General features: G+C 71.1%; 19 protein-coding genes. 6 read left to right on the forward strand and 13 right to left on the reverse strand.

Going from position 1 to position 22,665, the window contains the following annotated elements; all coding sequences use genetic code 11:
* The first annotated feature begins 313 nt into the window (after positions 1 to 313).
* The 5 genes from tkt to pgl are packed head-to-tail and all read left to right on the forward strand — an operon-like array spanning position 314 to position 6,945.
* Positions 314 to 2,416 (forward strand): transketolase, encoded by a 2,103-nt coding sequence (tkt, locus tag RZ84_RS08860; RefSeq protein ID WP_043263839.1) that lies wholly within the window; start codon positions 314 to 316, stop codon positions 2,414 to 2,416.
* Between the two features lie 34 nt (positions 2,417 to 2,450).
* Positions 2,451 to 3,569 (forward strand): transaldolase, encoded by a 1,119-nt coding sequence (tal, locus tag RZ84_RS08865; protein ID WP_043263840.1) that lies wholly within the window; start codon positions 2,451 to 2,453, stop codon positions 3,567 to 3,569.
* A 6-nt stretch (positions 3,570 to 3,575) separates the two neighbouring features.
* Complete coding sequence (gene zwf / locus RZ84_RS08870; protein ID WP_043263841.1) at positions 3,576 to 5,108, forward strand: glucose-6-phosphate dehydrogenase; 1,533 nt, start codon at positions 3,576 to 3,578, stop codon at positions 5,106 to 5,108.
* Positions 5,105 to 6,166 carry a glucose-6-phosphate dehydrogenase assembly protein OpcA gene (gene opcA, locus RZ84_RS08875; protein ID WP_043263842.1) on the forward strand — a complete coding sequence of 354 codons (1,062 nt, stop codon included), beginning with the start codon at positions 5,105 to 5,107 and terminating at the stop codon, positions 6,164 to 6,166. Before zwf ends, opcA begins: the two co-directional genes overlap by 4 nt.
* Complete coding sequence (gene pgl / locus RZ84_RS08880; protein ID WP_043263843.1) at positions 6,163 to 6,945, forward strand: 6-phosphogluconolactonase; 783 nt, start codon at positions 6,163 to 6,165, stop codon at positions 6,943 to 6,945. Before opcA ends, pgl begins: the two co-directional genes overlap by 4 nt.
* Before the next feature lie 60 nt (positions 6,946 to 7,005).
* Here the strand turns inward: pgl and pgi are convergent, their stop codons facing one another.
* The 13 genes from pgi to RZ84_RS08945 all read right to left on the reverse strand — a co-directional run bounded on the left by pgi (position 7,006) and on the right by RZ84_RS08945 (position 21,465).
* Positions 7,006 to 8,682, reverse strand: a complete 1,677-nt coding sequence (gene pgi / locus RZ84_RS08885; RefSeq protein WP_043269439.1) for a glucose-6-phosphate isomerase — start codon at positions 8,680 to 8,682, stop codon at positions 7,006 to 7,008.
* Positions 8,683 to 8,739: 57 nt separating this feature from the next.
* On the reverse strand, positions 8,740 to 10,014 hold the full coding sequence (locus tag RZ84_RS08890; protein ID WP_052230450.1) for an MFS transporter: 1,275 nt from the start codon (positions 10,012 to 10,014) through the stop codon (positions 8,740 to 8,742).
* Between the two features lie 284 nt (positions 10,015 to 10,298).
* Positions 10,299 to 10,634: an RNA polymerase-binding protein RbpA gene (locus RZ84_RS08895; protein WP_016578660.1), complete on the reverse strand. Its 336-nt coding sequence runs from the start codon at positions 10,632 to 10,634 to the stop codon at positions 10,299 to 10,301.
* 154 nt (positions 10,635 to 10,788) lie between these two features.
* Positions 10,789 to 11,025, reverse strand: a complete 237-nt coding sequence (secG, locus tag RZ84_RS08900; protein WP_030411885.1) for a preprotein translocase subunit SecG — start codon at positions 11,023 to 11,025, stop codon at positions 10,789 to 10,791.
* A 142-nt stretch (positions 11,026 to 11,167) separates the two neighbouring features.
* Positions 11,168 to 11,923: a triose-phosphate isomerase gene (gene tpiA / locus RZ84_RS40805; protein ID WP_043269441.1), complete on the reverse strand. Its 756-nt coding sequence runs from the start codon at positions 11,921 to 11,923 to the stop codon at positions 11,168 to 11,170.
* A gap of 39 nt (positions 11,924 to 11,962) precedes the next feature.
* Positions 11,963 to 13,174, reverse strand: coding sequence for a phosphoglycerate kinase (locus RZ84_RS40810; protein ID WP_043263845.1), 1,212 nt, complete (start codon positions 13,172 to 13,174; stop codon positions 11,963 to 11,965).
* Between the two features lie 115 nt (positions 13,175 to 13,289).
* Positions 13,290 to 14,294, reverse strand: coding sequence for a type I glyceraldehyde-3-phosphate dehydrogenase (gene gap, locus RZ84_RS08915; protein WP_043263846.1), 1,005 nt, complete (start codon positions 14,292 to 14,294; stop codon positions 13,290 to 13,292).
* Positions 14,295 to 14,545: 251 nt separating this feature from the next.
* Positions 14,546 to 15,535: a DNA-binding protein WhiA gene (whiA, locus tag RZ84_RS08920; protein ID WP_030282946.1), complete on the reverse strand. Its 990-nt coding sequence runs from the start codon at positions 15,533 to 15,535 to the stop codon at positions 14,546 to 14,548.
* On the reverse strand, positions 15,526 to 16,587 hold the full coding sequence (gene yvcK, locus RZ84_RS08925; RefSeq protein ID WP_043263847.1) for a gluconeogenesis factor YvcK family protein: 1,062 nt from the start codon (positions 16,585 to 16,587) through the stop codon (positions 15,526 to 15,528). Before yvcK ends, whiA begins: the two co-directional genes overlap by 10 nt.
* On the reverse strand, positions 16,584 to 17,558 hold the full coding sequence (gene rapZ / locus RZ84_RS08930; RefSeq protein ID WP_241777627.1) for an RNase adapter RapZ: 975 nt from the start codon (positions 17,556 to 17,558) through the stop codon (positions 16,584 to 16,586). Before rapZ ends, yvcK begins: the two co-directional genes overlap by 4 nt.
* Entirely contained in the window at positions 17,555 to 19,606 is a 2,052-nt protein-coding gene (uvrC, locus tag RZ84_RS08935) for an excinuclease ABC subunit UvrC (RefSeq protein ID WP_043263849.1), read from the reverse strand. Before uvrC ends, rapZ begins: the two co-directional genes overlap by 4 nt.
* A gap of 385 nt (positions 19,607 to 19,991) precedes the next feature.
* Entirely contained in the window at positions 19,992 to 20,870 is an 879-nt protein-coding gene (locus RZ84_RS08940) for a hypothetical protein (RefSeq protein ID WP_043263850.1), read from the reverse strand.
* 4 nt (positions 20,871 to 20,874) lie between these two features.
* A complete protein-coding gene (locus RZ84_RS08945; protein WP_043263851.1) occupies positions 20,875 to 21,465 on the reverse strand; it encodes a papain-like cysteine protease family protein in 591 nt (196 codons plus the stop codon).
* 238 nt (positions 21,466 to 21,703) lie between these two features.
* Between RZ84_RS08945 and RZ84_RS08950 the strand changes: the two genes are divergently transcribed.
* Positions 21,704 to 22,663, forward strand: a complete 960-nt coding sequence (locus tag RZ84_RS08950) for a hypothetical protein (RefSeq protein ID WP_198539957.1) — start codon at positions 21,704 to 21,706, stop codon at positions 22,661 to 22,663.
* Positions 22,664 to 22,665: the final 2 nt, after the last annotated feature.

Genomic DNA, 22,665 nt, shown 5'->3' on the forward strand with positions numbered 1-22,665 from the left:
CGGTGGGTGGTCGGAGGAATGTCCGAAGGATCCCCCGATCTTTCCCCGGCCGTTCGCCCGGCGTTCGGGAGGCGAACGCGACGGCCGCCCGGCAGTCTGGTCGTATGGCGTCGCCCGTGGCGCCGGGAATGCCTGAAGCGCCGATTCAGTTGCCTGAAGCGACAGGTTTCCGTGACCGCGGCCTACCCGATGAGCGCCCATTTCACCGACTGAGCGTCGAAAAGGCGCGTGCTTTCACGGGGGTAGGCTCGACACCGCCTGGCGGACATACCGTCCGCGGTATTCGACATCTGGAGAGGAGCCCTGACTCAGGGTGAGCAACAAGCCGACCACCACAGATTTCGAGTGGACCGAACTGGACCAGCGGGCTGTGGACACCGTCCGTGTCCTGGCCATGGACTCCGTGCAGAAGGTCGGTAACGGCCATCCGGGTACGGCCATGAGCCTGGCTCCCGCCGCCTATGTTCTCTTCCAGAAGCTGATGCAGCACGATCCCGCGGACCCGGACTGGACCGGCCGCGACCGGTTCGTCCTCTCTGCCGGCCACTCCAGCCTGACGCTCTACATCCAGCTCTACCTGGCCGGCTACGGCCTGGAGCTCGACGACCTGAAGAACTTCCGCACCTGGGGCTCCAAGACCCCCGGTCACCCGGAGTACGGCCACACCGCCGGCGTGGAGACCACCACCGGGCCGCTGGGCCAGGGCGTCGCCAACGCCGTGGGCATGGCGATGGCCGCCCGCTACGAGCGCGGCCTGTTCGACCCCGAGGCGCCGCAGGGCACCTCGCCGTTCGACCACACCGTCTGGGTCGTCGCCGGTGACGGCTGCCTCCAGGAGGGCATCGCCGCCGAGGCGTCCTCCCTGGCGGGCCACCAGAAGCTCGGCAACCTCGTCCTGCTGTGGGACGACAACCACATCTCCATCGAGGGCGACACCGAGACCGCGGTCTCCGAGGACACCCTCAAGCGCTACGAGGCGTACGGCTGGCACGTCCAGCGCGTCGCGCAGCTGCCCAACGGCGACCTGGACCCGGCCGGTCTGGCGAAGGCCCTGGAGGCCGCCAAGGCCGAGACCGAGCGCCCGTCGTTCATCGCGGCCCGCTCGATCATCGCCTGGCCGGCCCCGAACGCCCAGAACACCGAGGCCGCGCACGGCTCGGCGCTGGGCGCCGAAGAGGTCGCCGCCACCAAGCGCGTGCTGGGCTTCGACCCGGAGCAGGACTTCGAGGTCGCCGACGAGGTGCTGGCGCACACCCGCGCCGCCCAGGACCGCGGTCGTGAGGCACGGGCCAAGTGGGAGAAGTCGTTCGCCGCCTGGCGCACCGCCAACCCCGAGCGCGCCGCCGAGTTCGACCGGATCGCCGCGGGCGAGCTGCCGGACGGCTGGCAGGACCACGTCCCCGCGTTCGAGACCGGCAAGTCGGTGGCCACCCGCGCGGCGTCCGGCAAGGTGCTGCACGCGCTGGGCGCGATCATCCCCGAGCTGTGGGGCGGTTCCGCCGACCTCGCGGGGTCGAACAACACCACGATCGACAAGACCTCGTCGTTCCTGCCGGAGGGCAACCCGCTGCCGGGCGCCGACCCTTACGGCCGCACCATCCACTTCGGCATCCGCGAGCACTCCATGGCCGCGGAGATGAACGGCATCACGCTGCACGGCAACACCCGTGTGTACGGCGGCACCTTCCTGGTGTTCTCCGACTACATGCGCAACGCCGTCCGGCTGTCCGCACTGATGCACCTGCCGGTGACGTACGTGTGGACGCACGACTCCATCGGCCTGGGCGAGGACGGCCCGACCCACCAGCCGGTCGAGCACCTGGCCTCGCTGCGCGCCATCCCGGGCCTGAACGTCGTGCGCCCGGCCGACGCCAACGAGACCGCGATCGCCTGGCGCGAGATCATGCGCCGCTGGACGAAGAAGTTCGGCGTGGGCGCCCCGCACGGTCTGGCGCTGACCCGTCAGGGCGTGCCGACCTACGAGGCCAACGAGGACACCGTCAAGGGCGGTTACGTCCGCTTCGAGGCCGAAGGGGCCGACGGGCAGCGCGCCGAGCCGCAGGCCGTGCTCATCGCCACCGGTTCCGAGCTGCAGCTGGCCGTCGCGGCCCGTGAGCAGCTCCAGGCCGAGGGCGTCCCGACCCGCGTGGTGTCGATGCCGTCGGTGGAGTGGTTCGAGGAGCAGGACCAGGAGTACCGCGACAGCGTGCTGCCGCCGTCCGTCAGGGCCCGTGTCGCCGTCGAAGCCGGCATCGGCCTGACCTGGCACCGCTACGTCGGTGACGCCGGCCGGATCGTTTCCCTGGAGCACTTCGGCGCCTCGGCCGACGGCAAGCTCCTCTTCCGCGAGTTCGGCTTCACCCCCGAAGCGGTGGCCGACGCCGCCCGGGAATCGCTGGCCGCCGCCGCGCGCTGACGCCCGTATACGACAAGTAGGAGATGCAGAACCCATGACAGACGCACTCAAGCGCCTCTCCGACGAAGGCGTCGCGATCTGGCTGGACGACCTGTCGCGCAAGCGCATCACGTCCGGCAACCTCGCCGAGCTGATCGACCAGCAGCACGTCGTCGGTGTCACGACCAACCCGTCGATCTTCCAGAAGGCGATCTCGGCGGGTGACGGCTACCGCCAGCAGGTCCACGACCTGGCCACCCGCAAGGTCACCGTCGACGAGGCCATCCGCATGATCACGACGGCGGACGTCCGGGACGCCGCCGACATCCTGCGCCCGGTCTTCGACGCCACCGGCGGCCAGGACGGCCGGGTCTCCATCGAGGTCGACCCGCGCCTGGCGCACAACACCGAGGCGACCGTCGCCGAGGCCAAGCAGCTGGCCTGGCTGGTGGACCGCCCGAACACGCTGATCAAGATCCCGGCCACCAAGGCGGGCCTGCCGGCCATCACCGAGGTGATCGGCCTGGGCATCAGCGTCAACGTCACGCTGATCTTCTCGCTGGAGCGTTACCGCGAGGTGATGGACGCCTACCTGGCCGGCCTGGAGAAGGCCAGGGCCGCGGGTCTGGACCTGTCCCTGATCCGCTCGGTGGCCTCGTTCTTCGTGTCCCGGGTGGACACCGAGGTCGACAAGCGCCTGGAGAAGATCGGCACGGACGAGGCCAAGGCCCTCAAGGGCAAGGCCGCCCTGGCCAACGCCCGCCTCGCGTACCAGGCGTACGAGGAGGTCTTCGCCGGCGAGCGCTTCGCCGCCCTCGACAAGGCGGGCGCCCACAAGCAGCGTCCGCTGTGGGCCTCGACCGGTGTGAAGGACCCGGCGTACAAGGACACCCTGTACGTGGACGAGCTGGTCGCCCCGGGCACGGTCAACACCATGCCGGAGGCCACCCTGGAGGCCACCGCCGCCCGCGGCCGGATCACCGGCGACACGGTGCGCGGCACCTACGCCGAGGCCCGGGCCGACCTCGACGCGCTCGCCGCCCTCGGGATCTCGTACGACGACGTCGTGCAGCTCCTGGAGGACGAGGGCGTGGAGAAGTTCGAGGCGTCCTGGAACGACCTGCTCAAGTCGACAGAGGCGGAACTGGCGCGCCTCGCTCCCTCGGAGGGCTGATCTCCCTTGTCTGGTTCACACGGAGCCAACCCGCTCCGTGACGCCGCGGACCGACGGCTCCCGCGTATCGCGGGGCCGTCGGGCCTGGTCATTTTCGGTGTCACGGGCGATTTGTCCCGTAAAAAGCTGATGCCCGCGGTCTACGACCTGGCGAACCGGGGGCTGCTGCCGCCGGGCTTCTCGCTCATCGGCTTCGCCCGCCGCGAGTGGGAGGACGAGGACTTCGCGCAGGAGGTGTACGAGGCCGTCAAGCAGCACGCCCGTACGCCGTTCCGCGAGGAGGTCTGGCAGCAGCTGGTCCAGGGCTGCCGCTTCGTCCAGGGCAACTTCGACGACGACGAAGCCTTCGAGACGCTCAAGGACACCATCCACGAGCTCGACAAGGCGCAGGGCACGGGCGGCAACTTCGCCTTCTACCTGTCGGTGCCGCCGAAGTTCTTCCCCAAGGTCGTCCAGCAGCTCAAGAAGCACGGGCTGGCCGACCAGAAGGCGGACTCCTGGCGCCGCGCGGTCATCGAGAAGCCGTTCGGCCACGACCTGGAGAGCGCCCAGGAGCTCAACCGGATCGTCCACGAGGTCTTCCCGCCCAACGAGGTCTTCCGGATCGACCACTACCTGGGCAAGGAGACGGTCCAGAACATCCTGGCGCTGCGGTTCGCCAACACGATGTTCGAGCCGCTGTGGAACCGCGGCTATGTCGACCACGTCCAGATCACCATGGCCGAGGACATCGGCATCGGCGGCCGGGCCGGCTACTACGACGGCATCGGCGCCGCCCGCGACGTCATCCAGAACCACCTCCTCCAACTGCTCGCGCTGACCGCCATGGAGGAGCCCGCCTCCTTCGAGGCGGACGCACTGGTCGCGGAGAAGACCAAGGTGCTGGGCGCCGTCCGGCTGCCCAAGGACCTCGGCAAGGAGACCGTCCGGGCGCAGTACACGGCCGGCTGGCAGGGCGGCGAGCAGGTCGTCGGCTACGCCGAGGAAGACGGCATCGACCCCAAGTCGAAGACCGACACCTACGCCGCGATCAAGCTCGGGATCGACAACCGCCGCTGGGCGGGCGTCCCCTTCTACCTGCGGACCGGCAAGCGCCTGGGCCGCCGGGTCACCGAGATCGCGGTGGTCTTCCAGCGCGCCCCGCACTCCCCGTTCGACCACACCGCCACCGAGGAGCTGGGGCAGAACGCCCTGGTCATCCGGGTGCAGCCGGACGAGGGCGTGACCGTGCGGTTCGGCTCCAAGGTGCCCGGCACCTCGATGGAGGTGCGCGATGTGTCGATGGACTTCGCGTACGGCGAGTCCTTCACGGAGTCCAGCCCCGAGGCGTACGAGCGGCTGATCCTCGATGTGCTGCTCGGCGACGCCAACCTCTTCCCCCGCCTGGAGGAGGTCGAGCTCTCCTGGAAGATCCTCGACCCGATCGAGACGTACTGGGACAAGCACGGCAAGCCCGCGCAGTACCCGGCGGGTACCTGGGGCCCCGTCGAGGCAGACGAAATGCTCGCACGAGACGGACGGAGCTGGCGTCGGCCATGAAGATCGATCTGACGGAAACCACGGCCAGCAAGATCAACAAGGCGCTGGTCCAGGGCCGCCGCGCGGTCGGCACCCCGGCCATCGGCATGGTGCTCACCCTCGTCATCGTGACCGACGAGGAGAACGCCTACGACGCTCTGAAGGCGGCCAACGAGGCGTCCCGCGAACACCCTTCGCGCACCCTCGTCGTCGTCAAGCGGGTCAGCCGGTCGCCGCGCGACCGCGCCAAGGCCCGCCTGGACGCCGAGGTGCGGGTCGGCACGGACGCCGGCACCGGCGAGACGGTGGTGCTGCGGCTTTACGGCGAGGCGATCGACCACGCCCAGTCCGTGGTGCTGCCGCTGCTGCTGCCGGACGCCCCGGTGGTGGTCTGGTGGGCCGTCAACGCCCCGCTGGACCCGGCCAAGGACCCGCTCGGCGCGCTGGCGCAGCGCCGGGTCACCGACGCCTACGCCGCCGAGGAGCCCATCCGGGAGCTGTCCGCGCGCGCCGACACGTACACCCCCGGTGACACGGACCTGTCCTGGACCCGGATCACGCCCTGGCGCTCGATGCTGGCGGCGGCGCTCGACCAGTCGCCGTGCACGGTCACCTCGGCCGTGGTCGAGGGCGAGGAGTTCAACCCCAGCTGCGAGCTGCTCGCCATGTGGCTCGCCAGCAGGCTGGACGTGCCGGTCCGGCGCACCGTTTCGGCGGGCCCCGGGCTCACCGCGGTGCGGCTGGAGTCCAGCGGCGGGACGATCGTCCTGGACCGCCCGGACGGCTCGCTGGCCACCCTCTCCATGCGCGGCCAGCCGGACCGCGCGGTGGCGCTCAAGCGGCGGGAGACCTCCGAGCTGCTCGCCGAGGAGCTGCGCCGGCTCGACCCGGACGACACCTACGCCACCGCGCTGAAGTACGGCGTGGAGCGGATCGGCGAACCGGACGGACAGCCGGCGGCACCGGCCGCGGCGGACCGGCCGGCGGCACCGGAGGCCGGCGCCTCCGCGGACGCGGGCAGCGCCCCGGCCAAGGCGGCGGCGAAGAAGGCGCCCGCCAAGAAGGCAGCCGCCAAGTGAGCACTCCGCAGGTCGTCGTCCACCGCGACAAGGAGCTGATGGCCAGGGCCGCGGCGGCCCGGCTGATCACCAAGATCGTGGACGCCCAGGCGGCCCGCGGCTCCGCCTCCGTCGTGCTGACCGGCGGGCGCAACGGCAACGGGCTGCTCGCGGCCCTCGCCGAGGCGCCCGCCCGGGACGCCGTCGACTGGTCCCGGCTGGACCTGTGGTGGGGCGATGAGCGGTTCCTGCCGGAGGGGGACCCGGAGCGCAACCACACCCAGGCCCGCGCGGCGCTGCTGGACGGCGTCCCGCTGGACCCGGCGCGGGTGCACCCGATGGAGCCGGCCGGTGGCCGCTTCGGCAACGACGCGGACGCGGCGGCCGAGGAGTACGCCCTCGAACTCGCCGCCGCGGCCGGGCCGGAGGACCACGGTCCGGTGCCGTCCTTCGACGTGCTGCTGCTGGGCGTCGGCCCGGACACCCATGTCGCCTCGCTGTTCCCCGAACTGCCCGCGGTCCACGAGCGGGAGCGGACGGTGGTCGGCGTGCACGGCGCACCCAAGCCGCCGCCGACCCGGATCACGCTGACCCTGCCGGCGATCCGCGCGGCACGCGAGGTGTGGTTGCTGGCGGCCGGCGCGGACAAGGCCGGGGCCGCGGCGATCGCGCTCTCCGGTGCCGGGGAGATCCAGGCACCGGCGGCCGGTGCCCGGGGCCGCAGCCGCACGCTGTGGCTGCTGGACGAGGCGGCGGCCTCCCAACTGCCGCGCGGCCTCTACCCGCCGGCGTCGTCCTGAGCCGCTGAGCCGCCGACGGCCCCACACCCTCCGCGGGTGTGGGGCCGTCGGCGTACCGCGTCAACGCCCGCGCAACTCGCGGTACTTGGCGACCAGCCCGGCGGTGGACGGGTCCAGGCCCGGCACCTCGCCCGCCGCGGCAGCGGCTGATGCCGACGTCTCGGTCAGCGCCGGCTCCGCGCGCTTGGCCAGCACCTTGCCCAGCTCGACGCCCCACTGGTCGAAGGAGTCGATGTTCCACACCGCGCCCTGGACGAACACCTTGTGCTCGTACAGCGCGATCAACTGGCCCAGTACGGACGGGGTGAGCTCCGCCGCCAGGATCGTGCTGGTGGGGTGGTTGCCCCGGAACGTCCGGTGCGGCACCAGCTCCTCGGCCACGCCCTCGGCGCGCACCTCGTCGGGCGTCTTGCCGAACGCCAGCGCCTGGCCCTGCGCGAAGAGGTTGGCCATCAGCAGGTCGTGCTGGGCGACCAGACCGGGCCGGAGGTCGTCGACCGGCCGGGCGAAGCCGATGAGGTCGGCCGGGATCATCTTGGTGCCCTGGTGGAGCAGCTGGTAGTAGGCGTGCTGGCCGTTGGTGCCGGGCGTGCCCCAGACGACCGGTCCGGTCTGCCAGCCGACCTGATGGCCCTGGCGGTCCACGGACTTGCCGTTGGACTCCATGTCCAGCTGCTGGAGGTATGCGGTGAACTTGGAGAGGTAGTGGCTGTACGGCAGCACCGCATGCGACTGGGCGTCCCAGAAGTTGCCGTACCAGATCCCCAGCAGGCCCAGCAGCAGCGGGACGTTCTCCTCCACCGGGGCGGAGCGGAAGTGCTCGTCGACGAGATGAAAGCCGGCCAGCATCTCGCGGAACCGCGCCGGGCCGATCGCGATCATCAGCGACAGGCCGATGGCGGAGTCGTAGGAGTAGCGACCGCCGACCCAGTCCCAGAACTCGAACATGTTGACCGTGTCGATGCCGAACTCCGCGACCTTCTCGGCGTTGGTCGACAGCGCCACGAAGTGCTTGGCGACGGCCTGTTCATCGGCGCCCAGGCCGCTCAGCAGCCAGTCGCGGGCGGAGGTGGCGTTGGTGATCGTCTCGATCGTGGTGAAGGTCTTCGAGGCGATGACGAACAGCGTCTCGGCCGGGTCCAGATCGCGCAGCGCCTCGTGCAGATCGGCGCCGTCCACGTTGGACACGAAGCGGAACTGCATGTCCCGGTGGGTGTAGGCGCGCAGCGCCTCGTACGCCATGGCCGGGCCCAGATCCGAGCCGCCGATACCGATGTTGACGACCGTCCTGATGCGCCGGCCGGTGTGGCCCTTCCAGTCGCCGGAGCGGACCCGGTCGGCGAAGGTGGCCATCTTCGTCAGGACGTGCTGCACCGCGGGGACGACGTTGACGCCGTCGGACGTGATGACGGCCGAGCCGGGCGCGCGCAGCGCGGTGTGCAGCACGGAGCGGTTCTCGGTGATGTTGATCTTCTCGCCGCGGAACATGGCCTCCCGCAGCTCGGCCACGCCGGTCGCCGCGGCCAGCTCGCGGAGCAGCCGCAGCGTCTCGTCGGTGACCAGGTGCTTGGAGAAGTCCAGGTGCAGATCGCCGACCTGGAGGGTGAACCGCCGGGCGCGGTCGGGATCCCTGTCGAACAGCTCGCGCAGGTGCACCTCCCCCAGCTGCTCGCGGTGCTTGCGCAACGCGGTCCACTCGGGCAACTGGTCGAGCCTGCTGCGGCCTTCTGCGTTCATCTCGGACATCAGCCTTCTTCGTCTCGTAGCGGCCCCGCCGTCCTCCAACCTAATTGATCAGGACACGGTATGAGGTATCTGTCCGCTGTCGGACGAAGTGCTGTCGCCGGTCCGAACAGCCGGTATCAGCACGAGGGTGCCCAGCCCCAGCAGCGCGGCGGCCAGCAGCGCCGGGGCATCGGCCCCCAGGGCCGCGGCGACCGCACCGCCGAGCAGCGCGCCCAGGGGCGTACCGGCGATGGAGACCGTGCGGAACGCGGAGCCGATCCGGCCCAGCATCCCCTCCGGGCTGCGCTGCTGCACCGCCGTCGTCTCCAGGACGTTCCACACCGCGCCCGCGAAGCCGAACAGGCCCAGCGCCAGGGCCGCGGGCCACAGCGCGCGCACCGTCCCGAAGGAGACCAGCACCGCACTCTGCAGCGAACCGGCCAGGAGCAGCGTGCGGGCCCGGCCACCGGCCGCGGCGATCACGTGGCCGGCCACCAGCCCGCCGAGCACCGTCCCCGCGCCGTATCCGGTCGTCACCACGGCATAGCCGACGTCCCCGGCGCCCAGCCAACCCCGGACGGTCACGACGAGCGTCGCGATCAGCGCGCCGATGCCGATGTTGCCCAGCGAGACGGACAGGCAGAGCGCGCGCAGCACCCGGTCGCGCCACAACGCCCGTATGCCGTCGGCTATTTCGCGCCGCAGGGTGCGCCCGGCGGCGGCCCGCGGCCGGGGCGGGGCGGCGGTCCGCAGCGAGGCCACCAGGGCGGCGGCGACGAGATAGGTCGCCGCGTCGGCCGCGAAGGGCAGCGCGGCGGCCGACCCGATCAGCACCGGCGCCACCGGTCCGCCGACGAACCGGCCGACCAGCTCCTGGCCGGTCATCAGACGGGCGTTGGCGGTCGCCAGCGACTCCTTGGCCACCACCGACGGCAGCAGGGCCGTGGCGGCGTTGTCGAAGAGCGTCTGGAGGGTCGTCAGGGCGAACGCCAGCACCAGCAGCAGCCCGATCCCGGCCCGGCCGAGCGCCACCGCCAGCGCGAACCCGGCCACCAACAGCCCGCGCGCCACATCGACCGCCCACATCGCCCGCCGCTGGTCGACACGGTCGGCGACCGCGCCGCCCAGCAGCCCGAAGAACAGCCAGGGCAGAAAGCCGCAGACGGTGACCAGCGAGATCAGCAGCGGCGAATCCGTCAGCGCGTAGGCGAGCAGCGGCAGCGCCGTCCCGCGCAGCGCGTCGCCGAACCGGGAGACGGCCGCCGCACTCCACAACCGCCCGAACCCGCCCCGCCAGGCGAGCGCCCCAACTCCCGCCGCACCGCCCGCTTCCGCGCCCGTCATGCCCACCCCCCGTACACCTCTGCCGACCGCGGAACCACGTCCTGCGGATCCGCTGCACAAGCGCCTACGAAAAACCGTACGGGCGACCACTGACAACGGGCCTCGGGCACCTTCCCCATCCGCTGCCTCAGACCGTCCACGAGTACCCGGCGGCGCCCCGACGGCGCCTCGACAGCACCCTGCCCAGGGGGCCTTGACCGGTGCGGACCACGCGAACGGCCCGGCCGGAGGGGGTGTCCCTCCGGCCGGGCCGCTCGTGTTGCGTTCTCGTCCGCCGCCGTCCGTCAGATCTCGCCGCGGAGCTTGGCGAGCGCCTCCGCCAGAATCGCCTCACCGTCGGCGTCGCTGCGGCGCTCCCGGACGTAGGCGAGGTGGGTCTTGTACGGCTCGGTGCGCGGCGGGTCCGGCGGGCTGTCCCGGTCCTTGCCGGCCGGGAAACCACAGCGCGGGCAGTCCCAGGTGTCCGGAACCTGCGCATCGCCGGCGAAGCTGGGCTGCGTCTCGTGCCCGTTGGAGCACCAGAAGGAGATGCGGATGCGCGGCGCGGACTCGCCGCGCTCGGCCTCCCCCATCGGCCCCGCCCCGACCCGACTTCCTCGGATCGCGTTGCCACTTGCCACGGTCGTAACTCCCTGCGTAATGGTGCTGCAATGCCTCTCACAGCCGCGCGCTGCGGGCGCCCCAGTCTACGTAAGGCCCAACGCGCGTCCAGTGACACGAGTTACCCGTCCCAGGACGCTGCCTTTCATGATAGGCCGCGTCTCCGACGGTATGTCAGCTGCCGAGCTTCATCAGGACGCCGAGCACGACGATGCACGCGAACCAGAGCAGACCGATCACGATGGTGATGCGGTCGAGGTTCCGCTCCGCGACCGAGGAGCCGCCGACGGAGGACTGCATACCGCCACCGAACATGTCGGACAGGCCGCCGCCCTTCCCCTTGTGCATGAGCACCAGCATCATCAGCAGCAAGCTGAAGACGATGAGGGCGATCGAGAATCCGATGACCACGGCTGGACCAACTCTCTAGGACTGACGGACGGAACGTGCCGGCCTTCCACCGAAGACCAATGGTGCGGGGCCGGGGGCGGCGCTCAAGACGCCGGACCCGGCCCCGACAGGGTACGACGGGCCGGGCCCGTCGTCATAGCTGCTACTGATCGCGGAAGCGGACGATCTTGACGAATTCGTCCGCGTCCAGCGCCGCGCCGCCGATCAGGGCGCCGTCGACGTCCGGCTGCGCCATGATCGCCGCGACGTTGCCGGACTTGACCGAGCCGCCGTACTGGATGCGGACCTTGTCGGCCAGCTCCTGGCTGTAGAGCTCGGCGAGGCGGGCGCGGATGGCACCGCAGACCTCCTGGGCGTCCTCGGGCGTGGCGACCTCGCCGGTGCCGATGGCCCACACCGGCTCGTAGGCGATCACGATGGTCTCGGCCTGCTCGGCGGGGACGTCCTTCAGGCCGCCGTCGACCTGGGCGAGGGTGTGCGCGACCTGGTTTCCGGCCTTGCGCACGTCCAGCCCCTCGCCGACGCACAGGATCGGGGTGAGGCCGTGCTTGAACGCGGCCTTGACCTTGGCGTTGCAGATCTCCTCGTTCTCGCCGTGGTACTGGCGGCGCTCGCTGTGGCCGATGGCCACGTACGCGCACTTGAGCTTGGCCAGCATCGCGCCGGAGATCTCACCGGTGTACGCACCGGAGTCGTGCGCCGACAGGTCCTGGGCGCCGTACTTGATCTTGAGCTTGTCGCCGTCGACCAGGGTCTGCACCGAGCGCAGGTCGGTGAAGGGCGGCAGGACCGCCACCTCCACGGCGTCGAAGTCCTTGTCGTTGAGGGCGAAGGCGAGCTTCTGGACGTGGGCGATGGCCTCGAGGTGGTTGAGGTTCATCTTCCAGTTGCCCGCCATCAGCGGGGTACGTCCGTTGTTCAGCGCGTTCACGGTGGTTCAGTCCTCCAGTGCGGCGAGGCCGGGGAGCGTCTTGCCCTCGAGGTATTCGAGGCTGGCGCCGCCGCCGGTCGAAATGTGGCCGAAAGCATTCTCGTCGAAGCCGAGCAGGCGTACCGCGGCGGCCGAGTCGCCACCGCCGACGACGGTGAACGCCGGCGAGTCCAGCAGCCCCTGCGCGACCGCCTTGGTGCCGCCCGCGTAGTCGGGGTGCTCGAAGACGCCCATCGGGCCGTTCCAGAAGACGGTGCCCGCGTCGGCGAGCTTCGCGGCGTAGAGCTCGCGGGTCTTGGGGCCGATGTCCAGGCCCTCCTTGTCGGCCGGGATGGCATCCGCGTCAACGACCTCGAAATCGGCCGGGGCCTTGGTCTTCAGATCCGGGAAATCGGCCGAAACCAGCACGTCGGTGGGGAGCACGAACTCCACGCCACGCTTCTCGGCGCGCGCCAGGTATTCCAGGCAGGCCGGGATCTGGTCCTTCTGGAGCAGCGAGATGCCGACCTCGTGGCCCTTGGCCGCCAGGAAGGTGTACGCCATGCCGCCGCCGACCAGGATGCGGTCGGCCTTCTCGATCAGCTGGTCGATGACGGCGAGCTTGTCGGAGACCTTGGCGCCGCCGAGCAGCACCACGTAGGGGCGCTTGACGTCCTCGGTGAGCTTCTTCAGGACACCGACCTCGGTGGCGATCAGGTCGCCGGCGGCGTGCGGCAGCCGCCGGGGCAGGTCGAAGACCGAGGCATGCTTGCGGTGCACGGCGCCGAAGCCGTCGCCCACGTACAGGTCCGCGAGCCGGGCGAGCCGGTCGGCGAAGTCGCCGCGCTCGGCGTCGTCCTTGCTGGTCTCACCCGCGTTGAAGCGGAGGTTCTCCAGGACCGCCACCTGGCCGTCGGCCAGGCCCTCGGTCACGGTCCGGGCGGAGTCGCCGACCGTGTCGGTCGCGAACGCCACGTCCTGGCCGAGGATTTCGCCCAGCCGCTCGGCCGCGGGGGCCAGCGAGAAGGCCGGGTCCGGGGCGCCCTTGGGACGGCCCAGGTGGGAGGCGACGATCACCCTGGCGCCGAGTCCGGTGAGCTTGGCGATCGTCGGGGCGACGGCACGGATCCGGCCGTCGTCGGTGATGGTGGTGCCGTCCAGCGGGACGTTCAGGTCGGCGCGGACGAAGACCCGCTTGCCCGCAACGCCGTCTCGGGCGAGGTCGTCGATCGTCTTCATGTGAAGTGACTCCGGTTGGTTCGGTACGTCATGGGTCAGGGCCCGTACGACGCATCTTCGCGCCCTACGAGCCCCGTCCTCACATCTCGGTGCCCTCGATGTCGTCAGGCAGAGATCAGAGCTGGCCGCCGACGAAGACGGTCAGGTCCACCAGGCGGTTGGAGTAGCCCCACTCGTTGTCATACCACCCGACGACCTTGACCTGCTTGCCCTGGACCATCGTGAGCTGCGAGTCGAAGGTGCAGGAGGCCGGCCAGTTCACGATGTCCGAGGAGACGATCGGGTCCTCGGTGTACTCCAGGACGCCCTTCAGCTGGCCCTCGGCGGCCTTCTGGAAGGCGGTGTTGATCTCGTCCTTGCTGACCTCGCGGTCGAGCTCCAGCACCAGGTCGGTGACCGAACCGGTGGGAACCGGCACGCGCATGGCGATGCCGTCCAGCTTGCCCTTGAGCTGCGGGAGGACCAGGGCGGTGGCCTTGGCGGCACCGGTCGAGGTCGGGATGATGTTCTCCGCGGCGGCGCGGGCGCGGCGCAGGTCCTTGTGCGGGAAGTCCAGGATGCGCTGGTCGTTGGTGTACGCGTGGACCGTGGTCATCATGCCCTTGACGATGCCGAAGTTCTCGTCGAGAACCTTGGCCATCGGCGCCACGCAGTTGGTGGTGCAGGAGGCGTTGGAGATGACGTGGTGGTTGGCCGCGTCGTACTTGTCCTGGTTGACGCCCATCACGATCGTGATGTCCTCGCCCTTGGCGGGCGCGGAGATCAGGACCTTCTTGGCGCCGGCGGCGAGGTGCTTGGCGGCGTCCTCGCGCTTGGTGAAGATGCCGGTCGACTCGACGACGATGTCGGCGCCCAGCTCGCCCCAGGGGAGGTTGGCCGGGTCGCGCTCGGCCATCGTCTTGAAGGTCTGGTTGCCGACCGTGATGGTGTCGTCGGTGTGGCTGACCTCGGCGTCGAGGCGCCCCAGGATGCTGTCGTACTTCAGCAGGTGAACCAGGGTGGCGTTATCGGTCAGGTCGTTGACACCGACGATCTCGATGTCCGCACCCTGCTCCAGGAGCGCGCGGAAGTAGTTGCGACCAATGCGGCCGAATCCGTTGATGCCTACGCGGATCGTCACGAACCGATCTCCTCGTTGGTACGCCGGTTTTGGTTACCGGCGAGCTGTATGGGCTGTCCCCGACCGCCTACGACCCTACCTCCTGGAAGAGACGTACGTGACATTGACATCGGCGCCCAAAGATGCTCAGGTGAGCGGCTTCGAGCCCCTCTGTGGTCCGCGGGTACCCGCACCCGCACGGCGTCCGCACGCACGCGCCCCCGGCACCAGTACGGGTGCCGGGGGCGCGCGGGAACGAGGGGCGCTCCGGGTCAGCCGACCATCCCGTCGGCGAGCTCCTCGGTGAGGTTGGATTCGGTGCCCGGGATGCCGAGGTCCTGGGCCCGCTTGTCGGCCATCGCCAGCAGCCGGCGGATCCGCCCGGCGACCGCGTCCTTGGTAAGCGGCGGATCGGCCAGGGCGCCCAGCTCCTCCAGAGACGCCTGCTTGTGCTCCATGCGCAGCCGCCCGGCCGCCGCGAGGTGCTCGGGAACCTCTTCGCCGAGGATCTCCAGGGCACGCTGGACCCGGGCGCCGGCGGCGACCGCGGCGCGCGCCGAGCGCCGGAGGTTGGCGTCGTCGAAGTTGGCGAGGCGGTTGGCGGTGGCCCGGACCTCGCGGCGCATCCGCCGCTCCTCCCAGGCGAGCACGGACTCGTGGGCGCCGAGCCGGGTCAGCAGCGCGCCGATCGCGTCACCGTCACGGACGACGACGCGGTCCACTCCGCGCACCTCGCGGGCCTTGGCGCCGATGCCGAGCCGGCGGGCCGCGCCGACCAGTGCGAGGGCGGCCTCGGGACCGGGACAGGTGACCTCCAGGGAGGAGGAGCGGCCGGGCTCGGTCAGCGAGCCGTGCGCCAGGAAGGCGCCGCGCCAGGCGGCCTCGGCGTCACAGGTCGCGCCGGAGACCACCTGCGGTGGCAGGCCCCGGATGGGGCGTCCGCGGCCGTCGACCAGACCGGTCTGCCGGGCCAGCTGGTCGCCGCCGGCCACCACGCGGACGACATAGCGGCTGCCGCGCCGCAGCCCGCCGGGCGCCATCACCACCAGGTCGGAGGAGTGCCCGAAGATCTCCAGGATGTCCTTGCGCAGCCGCCGGGCGGCGATGCCCGTGTCCAGCTCCGCCTCGATCACAATGCGGCCACTGACCAGGTGCAGACCACCCGCGAACCGCAGGATCGACGAGACCTCCGACTTCCGGCAGCAGGTCCGGGTGACGGGAAGCCGGGAGATTTCGTCCTTCACCGCAGCCGTCATCGCCATGGGCCGATCCTTCCATGCATCCGAAAAATACGGTCGTACGCGGCTGCCAGCAGTTCCGGGTCGTGCCGGTCGGGAGCTCCGCCGGCACCGGACCGGGCGTCATCTCCTTGTGCGGCGACCGCGGCCAGCTCGACCTCGCTGCCCACCAGCTGCTTGGCGGCAACCGTCAGACCGTCGATGTCGGGCACCGCGGCCTTGTCGGCCAGCACCACGTCGAAGGCGAGTTTAGGGGCGTGTCGGGCCAAAACCTCCAAATGACGCTGCGGGGAGAAGCCATCGGTTTCGCCGGGTTGCGGCGCGAGGTTGAGCGAGAGCACCTTCCGGGCCTTGGTCTCCTCCAGGGCCTCACGCAGCTCGGGCACCAGCAGATGCGGGATCACCGAGGAGAACCACGAACCGGGACCCAGCACCACCCAGTCGGCGTCGCGCACCGCGGCGACCGCCTCGGGGACGGCCGGCGGATCCTCGGGGACGACGTGGACGGACTGCACCTCGCCGCGGGTGAGCGCGACGGTGGCCTGGCCACGGACCGTGGAGACCGCGTCCGGATGGTCCGCGTCCAGGCCCTTGACCTGGGCCTGGAGCTCCAGCGGCACCGCCGACATCGGCAGCACCCGGCCGTGCGCGCCGAGCAGTTTGCCGACCAGGTCCAGCGCCTGGACGTGGTCGCCGAGCTGCTCCCACAGGGCGACGATCAGCAGATTGCCGACCGCGTGGTCGTGCAGCTCGCCCTCGCTGGTGAAGCGGTGCCGGATCACCCGGGCCCAGGTCTGGCCCCAGTCGTCGTCACCGCACAGCGCGGCCAGCGCCTTGCGCAGATCGCCGGGCGGCAGCACGCCCAGCTCGTCGCGGAGCCGGCCGCTGGAGCCGCCGTCGTCGGCGACGGTGACCACGGCGGTCAGGTCCCCGGTGATGCGGCGCAGGGCGGCGAGCGAGGCGGACAGGCCCATACCGCCGCCGAGTGCCACCACTTTCGGGGTGGCTCCCTTCGACGTACGGCCGCTGGAGACGAAGCGGCGGACCCGGCGCAGCCGGGGCGTACGGGCGGTCACTCGCGCCCCATGTCCCGGTGGACGACGACCGTTTCGACACCTTCGGACACCAGCCGGCGGGCCAGCTTCTCGGACATCGCGACGCTGCGGTGCTTGCCGCCGGTGCAGCCCACGGCGATGGTCACATAGCGCTTGCCCTCGCGGCGGTAGCCCTCGGCGACCAGCCGCAGCAGCTCGGCATAGCCGTCCAGGAACTCCTTGGAACCGGGCTGGTTGAAGACGTAGTTGGAGACCTCTTCGTTCAGGCCCGTGAAGGGGCGCAGCTCCGGGACCCAGTGCGGGTTGGGGATGAAGCGGCAGTCGATGACCATGTCGGCGTCGACCGGGAGGCCGTACTTGAAGCCGAACGACATGACCGTGGCGCGGAGTTCGGGAACCTCCTCACCGGCGAACTGGGCGTCCAGCTTGGCGCGGAGCTCGTGGACGTTCAGGCTGGAGGTGTCGATGACCAGGTCGGCGTCGCCGCGCAGTTCGCGCAGCAGATCGCGCTCGGCGGCGATACCGTCGACGATCCGGCCGTCGCCCTGGAGGGGGTGCGGGCGACGGACCGACTCGAAGCGACGCACCAGGGCCTCGTCGGAGGACTCCAGGAAGACGATGCGGCGCTTCACGTTCTGCGCGTCGAGGGTGGCCAGGGATTCCTTGAGGTTGGCGAAGAAGCGACGGCCGCGCACGTCGACGACGACGGCGATCTTGGCGACATTGCCCTGCGAGCGGGCGCCCAGCTCGACCATCGGCGGGATCAGCTCGGGCGGGATGTTGTCGACGACGAACCAGCCGAGGTCCTCCAGGCACTTCGCGGCCGTGCTGCGGCCGGCGCCGGACATGCCGGAGATGATCACCAGCTCGGGGATCGCGGCGCTCTCGCCCTGGTCGGCTTCGCGCATCGTGCCCGTACTCACCTGTGCACCATCTCTCTCGGATCTCTCGGATCGCTCGGGTTCTTGCATGTCATGCGGTGTGCTGCTCATCGGTCCTGCCCCCGTTCTGCTGACAACGCGGCCGGCGGGGCCTCGTCATCTTCAATGATCTCTCCTGTGGCGGTGTTCACCGCCGGTGCGGACGGCGCCGCCGCGGCCAGCGCCGCGGCGACCGTCTCGGCGGTCTTGCGGCCGACCCCCGGCACCTGGCAGATCTCGTCGATCGTCGCGGCCCGCAGCTTCTTCAACGAACCGAAGTGCTTCAGGAGTGCCTGGCGGCGGGTCTCGCCCAGCCCGGCCACGGCGTCGAGCGGGGACGCCTTCAGCCGCTTGGTGCGCTTGCTGCGCTGGTACGTGATCGCGAAGCGGTGCGCCTCGTCGCGGACCCGCTGGAGCAGATAGAGCCCTTCGCTGCTGCGCGGCAGCACGACCGGGTCCTCCTCGTCGGGCAGCCAGACCTCTTCGAGGCGCTTGGCCAGGCCGCAGACCGCGACGTCGTCGATCCCGAGCTCGTCCATGGCCCGGCGGGCCGCCGCCACCTGGGGGGCGCCGCCGTCGACGACCACGAGCTGGGGCGGATAGGCGAACCTCTTGGGGCGGCCGTCGTCGTCGGTGAGGCGGCCGTCCGCGGCATCCGGGACGCCGTCGGCCTCCGCGGGAGTGCCCTCGGGCGGCTCCTGCGTCCACTCCCCCGACTTCTGCTTCTCCTGGAGGTAGCGCTTGAAGCGGCGGCCGATGACCTCGTGCATGGAGCGCACATCGTCCTGACCCGCGAAACCCTTGATCTGGAATCGGCGGTATTCGCTCTTCCGGGCGAGGCCGTCCTCGAACACCACCATCGAGGCGACGACGTCATCGCCCTGGAGGTGCGAGATGTCGAAGCACTCGATGCGCAGCGGGACCGTGTCCAGGCCGAGGGCCTGGGCGATCTCCTCCAGGGCGCGGGAGCGGGTGGTCAGGTCGGAGGCGCGCTTGGTCTTGTGCAGGGCGAGCGCCTGCTGGGCGTTGCGCCCGACCGTGGCCATCAGGTCCTTCTTGTCGCCGCGCTGCGGGATGCGCAGCGAGACCTGGGAACCGCGGCGCTGGGAGAGCCACTGGGCGATCGGCTCGACCGGCTCGGGGAGCGCCGGGACCAGGACCTCCTTGGGGACCGCGTCGCCCTGCTCCTCCCCGTACAGCTGCTGGAGGGCGTGCTCCACGAGGCCGGCGGTGGTGACGGCCTCGACCTTGTCGGTGACCCAGCCGCGCTGGCCGCGCACCCGGCCGCCGCGAACGTGGAAGATCTGGACGGCGGCTTCGAGTTCGTCCTCGGCGACGGCGACCAGGTCGGCGTCGGTGGCGTCGGCGAGCACCACGGCGCTCTTCTCCATCGCCCGCCGGAGCGCGCCTATGTCGTCCCGCAGCCGGGCGGCGCGCTCGTACTCCATCTCCTCGGCCGCCTCCTGCATCCGGCGCTCCAGGCGGCGGAGGTACGCGCCGGTGCGGCCGGCCATGAAGTCGCAGAACTCCTCGGCGAGTTCGCGGTGCTCCTCGGGGGAGATCCGGCCGACGCAGGGGGCCGAGCACTTGCCGATGTAGCCGAGCAGGCAGGGGCGGCCGATCTGGGCGGAGCGCTTGAAGACGCCGGCGGAGCACGTCCGTACGGGGAAGACGCGCAGCATCAGGTCGACGGTCTCGCGGATGGCCCAGGCCTGCCCGTACGGGCCGAAGTAGCGCACGCCCTTCTTCTTGGCGCCGCGCATCACCTGGACGCGGGGGAACTCTTCGTCGAGCGTCACCGCGAGATACGGATAGCTCTTGTCGTCGCGGTACTTGACGTTGAACCGGGGGTCGAACTCCTTGATCCAGGTGTATTCGAGCTGGAGCGCCTCGACCTCGGTGGAGACCACGGTCCACTCGACGGAGGCGGCGGTGGTGACCATCGTGCGCGTACGCGGATGGAGGCCGGCCAGGTCCTGGAAGTAGTTGGCCAGGCGCTGGCGCAGGCTCTTGGCCTTGCCGACGTAGATGACCCGGCCGTGCTCGTCGCGGAATTTATAGACCCCCGGCGAGTCGGGGATCTGTCCCGGCTTGGGTCGGTAGCTGCTGGGGTCTGCCATGCCCACCACCCTACTGACCGCCACCGACAATCACGGCGTCAGTCGGCGGGGGTGGGGGTGGAGGTGGGGACGGGGGCGGGGTGGGGCGGCGGGCTCGGATCCCCCCACCCCCGAACCCACCCCCCGCCCCCTCCCCCCGAAGGGGGAGGAGGGGGTGGGGGCGGGGGAAGAATCCGGCGGCCAGCAGCCGACCTCCCGCCCCCGCGACCCCACCCCCGCAGCGCCTCTTCTGCGCTTCTCCGGCGCTTCTCCGGCGCTTCTCCGGCGCCTCCTCAGCGCTGCTTCCTCAGCGTCTCCTCAGCTCTTCCTCAAGGCCTGCTCGGCCTCAGGGCCTGCTCAGCCTCAGAGCCTGCTCGGCCTCGGAGTCTCCTCGGCGTTCATCCCCTCAGCGCTCCCTGCGCCGCCGCAGAGCCGCCGCACCTGAGAGGCCCAGGGCGAGCAGGGCCGCGACGCCCGCCACGGTGGAGGCGGCGGCGACCGTGATGCTGTCGCCGGTCACCGTGTCGGCCGCGACGGGCGCGCCGGGGCTGCCCGCGGCCCGGGCCGCGGCATCCGGTGCGGCGCCCTGCCCGCCCTGCGGACCGTAGCCGCCCGCCTCTCCCCGCCTGTCGTACGCGGAGCCGGGGAGCTTGTCGCCGTACGCCTTCTCGACGCGCTTCCGGTAGGCCGCGACGGTGGTTCCGCGGTCGCCCACGGCCTTGCGGGCCGCCGCGTCCAGGGGTTCGATGCGGTCGCCGCGCTGGACGTACCAGGCGTCGATCTGCGGCTCGTGGAAGACCGTTCCCGTGGCATCCCGGGCGGCCCCGGCGGCGGCGTAGCGGGTCTCGTCGTCGCCGCTGGCGATGTTGACGACCTTCCACCCGGCACCCCGCCGCACGGTCCACACGGACGCCGTGCGGCCGTCGCCGGCGACGGCCTTGGTGGCGAGGAACTCCAGGCGGGCGACGGGGGCGTCGGCCTTGCCGCGGACGAAGTCCGGCGACAGGACGTAGACCGGGACGGTGGCGCCCTCGATGTGCGGGGCGGTGCGCGCGGACGCCGCGGTGCGGGCGCCGCCGCGGGCCTTGTCGGCGGCGAAGAAGCGGGTCAGCTCCGCCACGGTCGCGGGGGCCGCGGCCACGTCGTGGGCGGCGGCCACGCTCGCCCGGGCGGGGGCCGGCGGCGCGGGCACCTGGGCGGCCAGCGCGGTGCACGGGGCGAGGCCGGCGAGGGCGGCGGCGAGCGTCCCCGTGGCGGCGGCACGTACGGCGGTGCGCTTCGTCATGGCCTCAGGCTCCTATCCGGTAGAGGGAGTGCGTCCAGGAGAAGGAGCTGCCGTTCACGTAGTAGTCGAAGTCGCCCCAGTTGTACCGGTTGTTGGAGGGCCATGGGTCGCCCCAGTACAGCCAGTTCCGTGACGTGTCGTAGCCGTAGAGGACGTGCATGTGGCCGCCGCCGGAGGACCACTCGATGCGGGTCTCGATGGGGCGCTTGGCGTTGATCTCGTTCTGCACGGTGCCGTACCGGAGATACCCGGTCACATACGAGCCAGAATTGATGCCCATCCAGTCGAATGCGTTCTGCACATTTCCCAGTGTGGCCTGGTTGTTGGGGCAGTCGGTGCCCTGCTGACGGCCGAAGGCGGCGTTGCAGAACTGGTTCTGGCTGTAGTTCCGGCCGAACCAGGACGCGATGGTGTTGCCGGATCCGGCCCAGCACCAGTTGGTCTGCTGCTGGGCCTGCATGGTGATGTCGAGGCGGTTGGCGGCCGGCGCAGCGGCGGTGGCCGTCCCCGGAAGCGAGGTCAGCGCCGCAGCGGTGAGCGCCGCGGCCGACAGCCATCTGCGGCGCGAACGGCGGGCGAGCGGTGCACGGGTCATGGCGTTCCTCCCGACGTGGGGTGAGGGGGGAGAGGAGCGCATCCGGATGCTGCTGAGGAGCATCGGGTGTTGTCGCAGGCAGGTCAACACGCTTCAATGCGAGATGACATGGGGGTGTGGACGGACGGGCCCGGATGTGAACGGCCGGTGCCCGGCGTACTGCAGTGAAATGGCAGGGAGAGCGCGCGCCGTGTGAACCGGTTGTGAACATTCACCCGCGCGCCGGAGGATCGAGGCAATGGCACAGAACACTCCCGACATCGCACAGAACACTCCCGAATCGGCCGAACTGGCACAGCTGTTGCGTACCGGCCCGTTCCACCTGGCCCTGCGCAGCGCGCTCACCGCACGCGGTCTCGCACTCACCCGCGTCCAGCACAAGCTCGCCCAGCGCGGGATCAACATCGGCGTGACCAGCCTCAGCTACTGGCAGCAGGGGGCACGCCGGCCGCAGCGCCCCGAGTCGCTACGGGCGGTGCGCGCGCTGGAGGAGGTCCTGGGGCTGCCCGCACGGTCGCTGCACCGCCTCCTGGTGCCCGAGGAAGGCGCCCGCCCGGAGACCGTGCGGCCGGCCGCCCGCACATACCGCTCGCTGGTGGCGCCGGCCGGCTCCCTCCAGCAGCTGCTCGCCGAGCTGGGGACCCCGGCGGACGGCGGGCTGCACACCGTGGGGCACCACGAGCGGGTACGGATCGGGGCCCACCGCGAGCTGCGCGAACGGGAGTCGCTCCAGGTGGTGCGGGCCCACCGGGACGGTGTCGACCGCTATATCGCCATCCACCGCGGCGACGCCGGCTGCGATCCGGCCCGGGTGCGGGTGCGGATCGGGGAGAACTGCCGGCTGGGGCGGGTGCGCGGCGACGCGAAGAGCGGGGTGGTGGTCGCCGAGCTGCTCTTCGACACCCGGCTGCGGGCCGGGGACACCCATGTCTTCGGCTACGCCTTCGAGGACGGCAGCGGCGGCCCGAGCGCCGAGTACGTGCGCGGTTTCAGCTTCGCCGGCGGCCAGTACGTCCTCCAGGTGCGCTTCGACGAGGCGGCGCTGCCGGTGCGCTGCCACCGCTTCACCCAGGCGTCGGCGGGCGCCCCGCGCGCCGGCCGGCAGGAGCTGACGCTCAGCGGCCGGTACCACGCCGTCCACGTGGTGGAGCAGGGCGTCCGGCCGGGAATCGTGGGGATCGCGTGGGACTGGCGGTGAGC

This window comes from Streptomyces sp. CT34, from assembly GCF_000805335.1.
Taxonomy (GTDB): domain Bacteria; phylum Actinomycetota; class Actinomycetes; order Streptomycetales; family Streptomycetaceae; genus Streptomyces.

Bases quoted from the DNA above. Each gene is read 5' to 3' on its own strand.
- tal (WP_043263840.1), top strand. From the start codon at position 2,451: ATGACAGACGCACTCAAGCGCCTCTCCGACGAAGGCGTCGCGATCTGG.
- opcA (WP_043263842.1), top strand. From the start codon at position 5,105: ATGAAGATCGATCTGACGGAAACCACGGCCAGCAAGATCAACAAGGCG.
- pgi (WP_043269439.1), bottom strand. From the start codon at position 8,682: ATGAACGCAGAAGGCCGCAGCAGGCTCGACCAGTTGCCCGAGTGGACC.
- RZ84_RS08890 (WP_052230450.1), bottom strand. From the start codon at position 10,014: ATGACGGGCGCGGAAGCGGGCGGTGCGGCGGGAGTTGGGGCGCTCGCC.
- tpiA (WP_043269441.1), bottom strand. From the start codon at position 11,923: ATGGCGGGCAACTGGAAGATGAACCTCAACCACCTCGAGGCCATCGCC.
- RZ84_RS40810 (WP_043263845.1), bottom strand. From the start codon at position 13,174: ATGAAGACGATCGACGACCTCGCCCGAGACGGCGTTGCGGGCAAGCGG.
- whiA (WP_030282946.1), bottom strand. From the start codon at position 15,535: ATGGCGATGACGGCTGCGGTGAAGGACGAAATCTCCCGGCTTCCCGTC.
- rapZ (WP_241777627.1), bottom strand. From the start codon at position 17,558: ATGAGCAGCACACCGCATGACATGCAAGAACCCGAGCGATCCGAGAGA.
- uvrC (WP_043263849.1), bottom strand. From the start codon at position 19,606: ATGGCAGACCCCAGCAGCTACCGACCCAAGCCGGGACAGATCCCCGAC.
- RZ84_RS08940 (WP_043263850.1), bottom strand. From the start codon at position 20,870: ATGACGAAGCGCACCGCCGTACGTGCCGCCGCCACGGGGACGCTCGCC.
- RZ84_RS08945 (WP_043263851.1), bottom strand. From the start codon at position 21,465: ATGACCCGTGCACCGCTCGCCCGCCGTTCGCGCCGCAGATGGCTGTCG.
- RZ84_RS08950 (WP_198539957.1), top strand. From the start codon at position 21,704: ATGGCACAGAACACTCCCGACATCGCACAGAACACTCCCGAATCGGCC.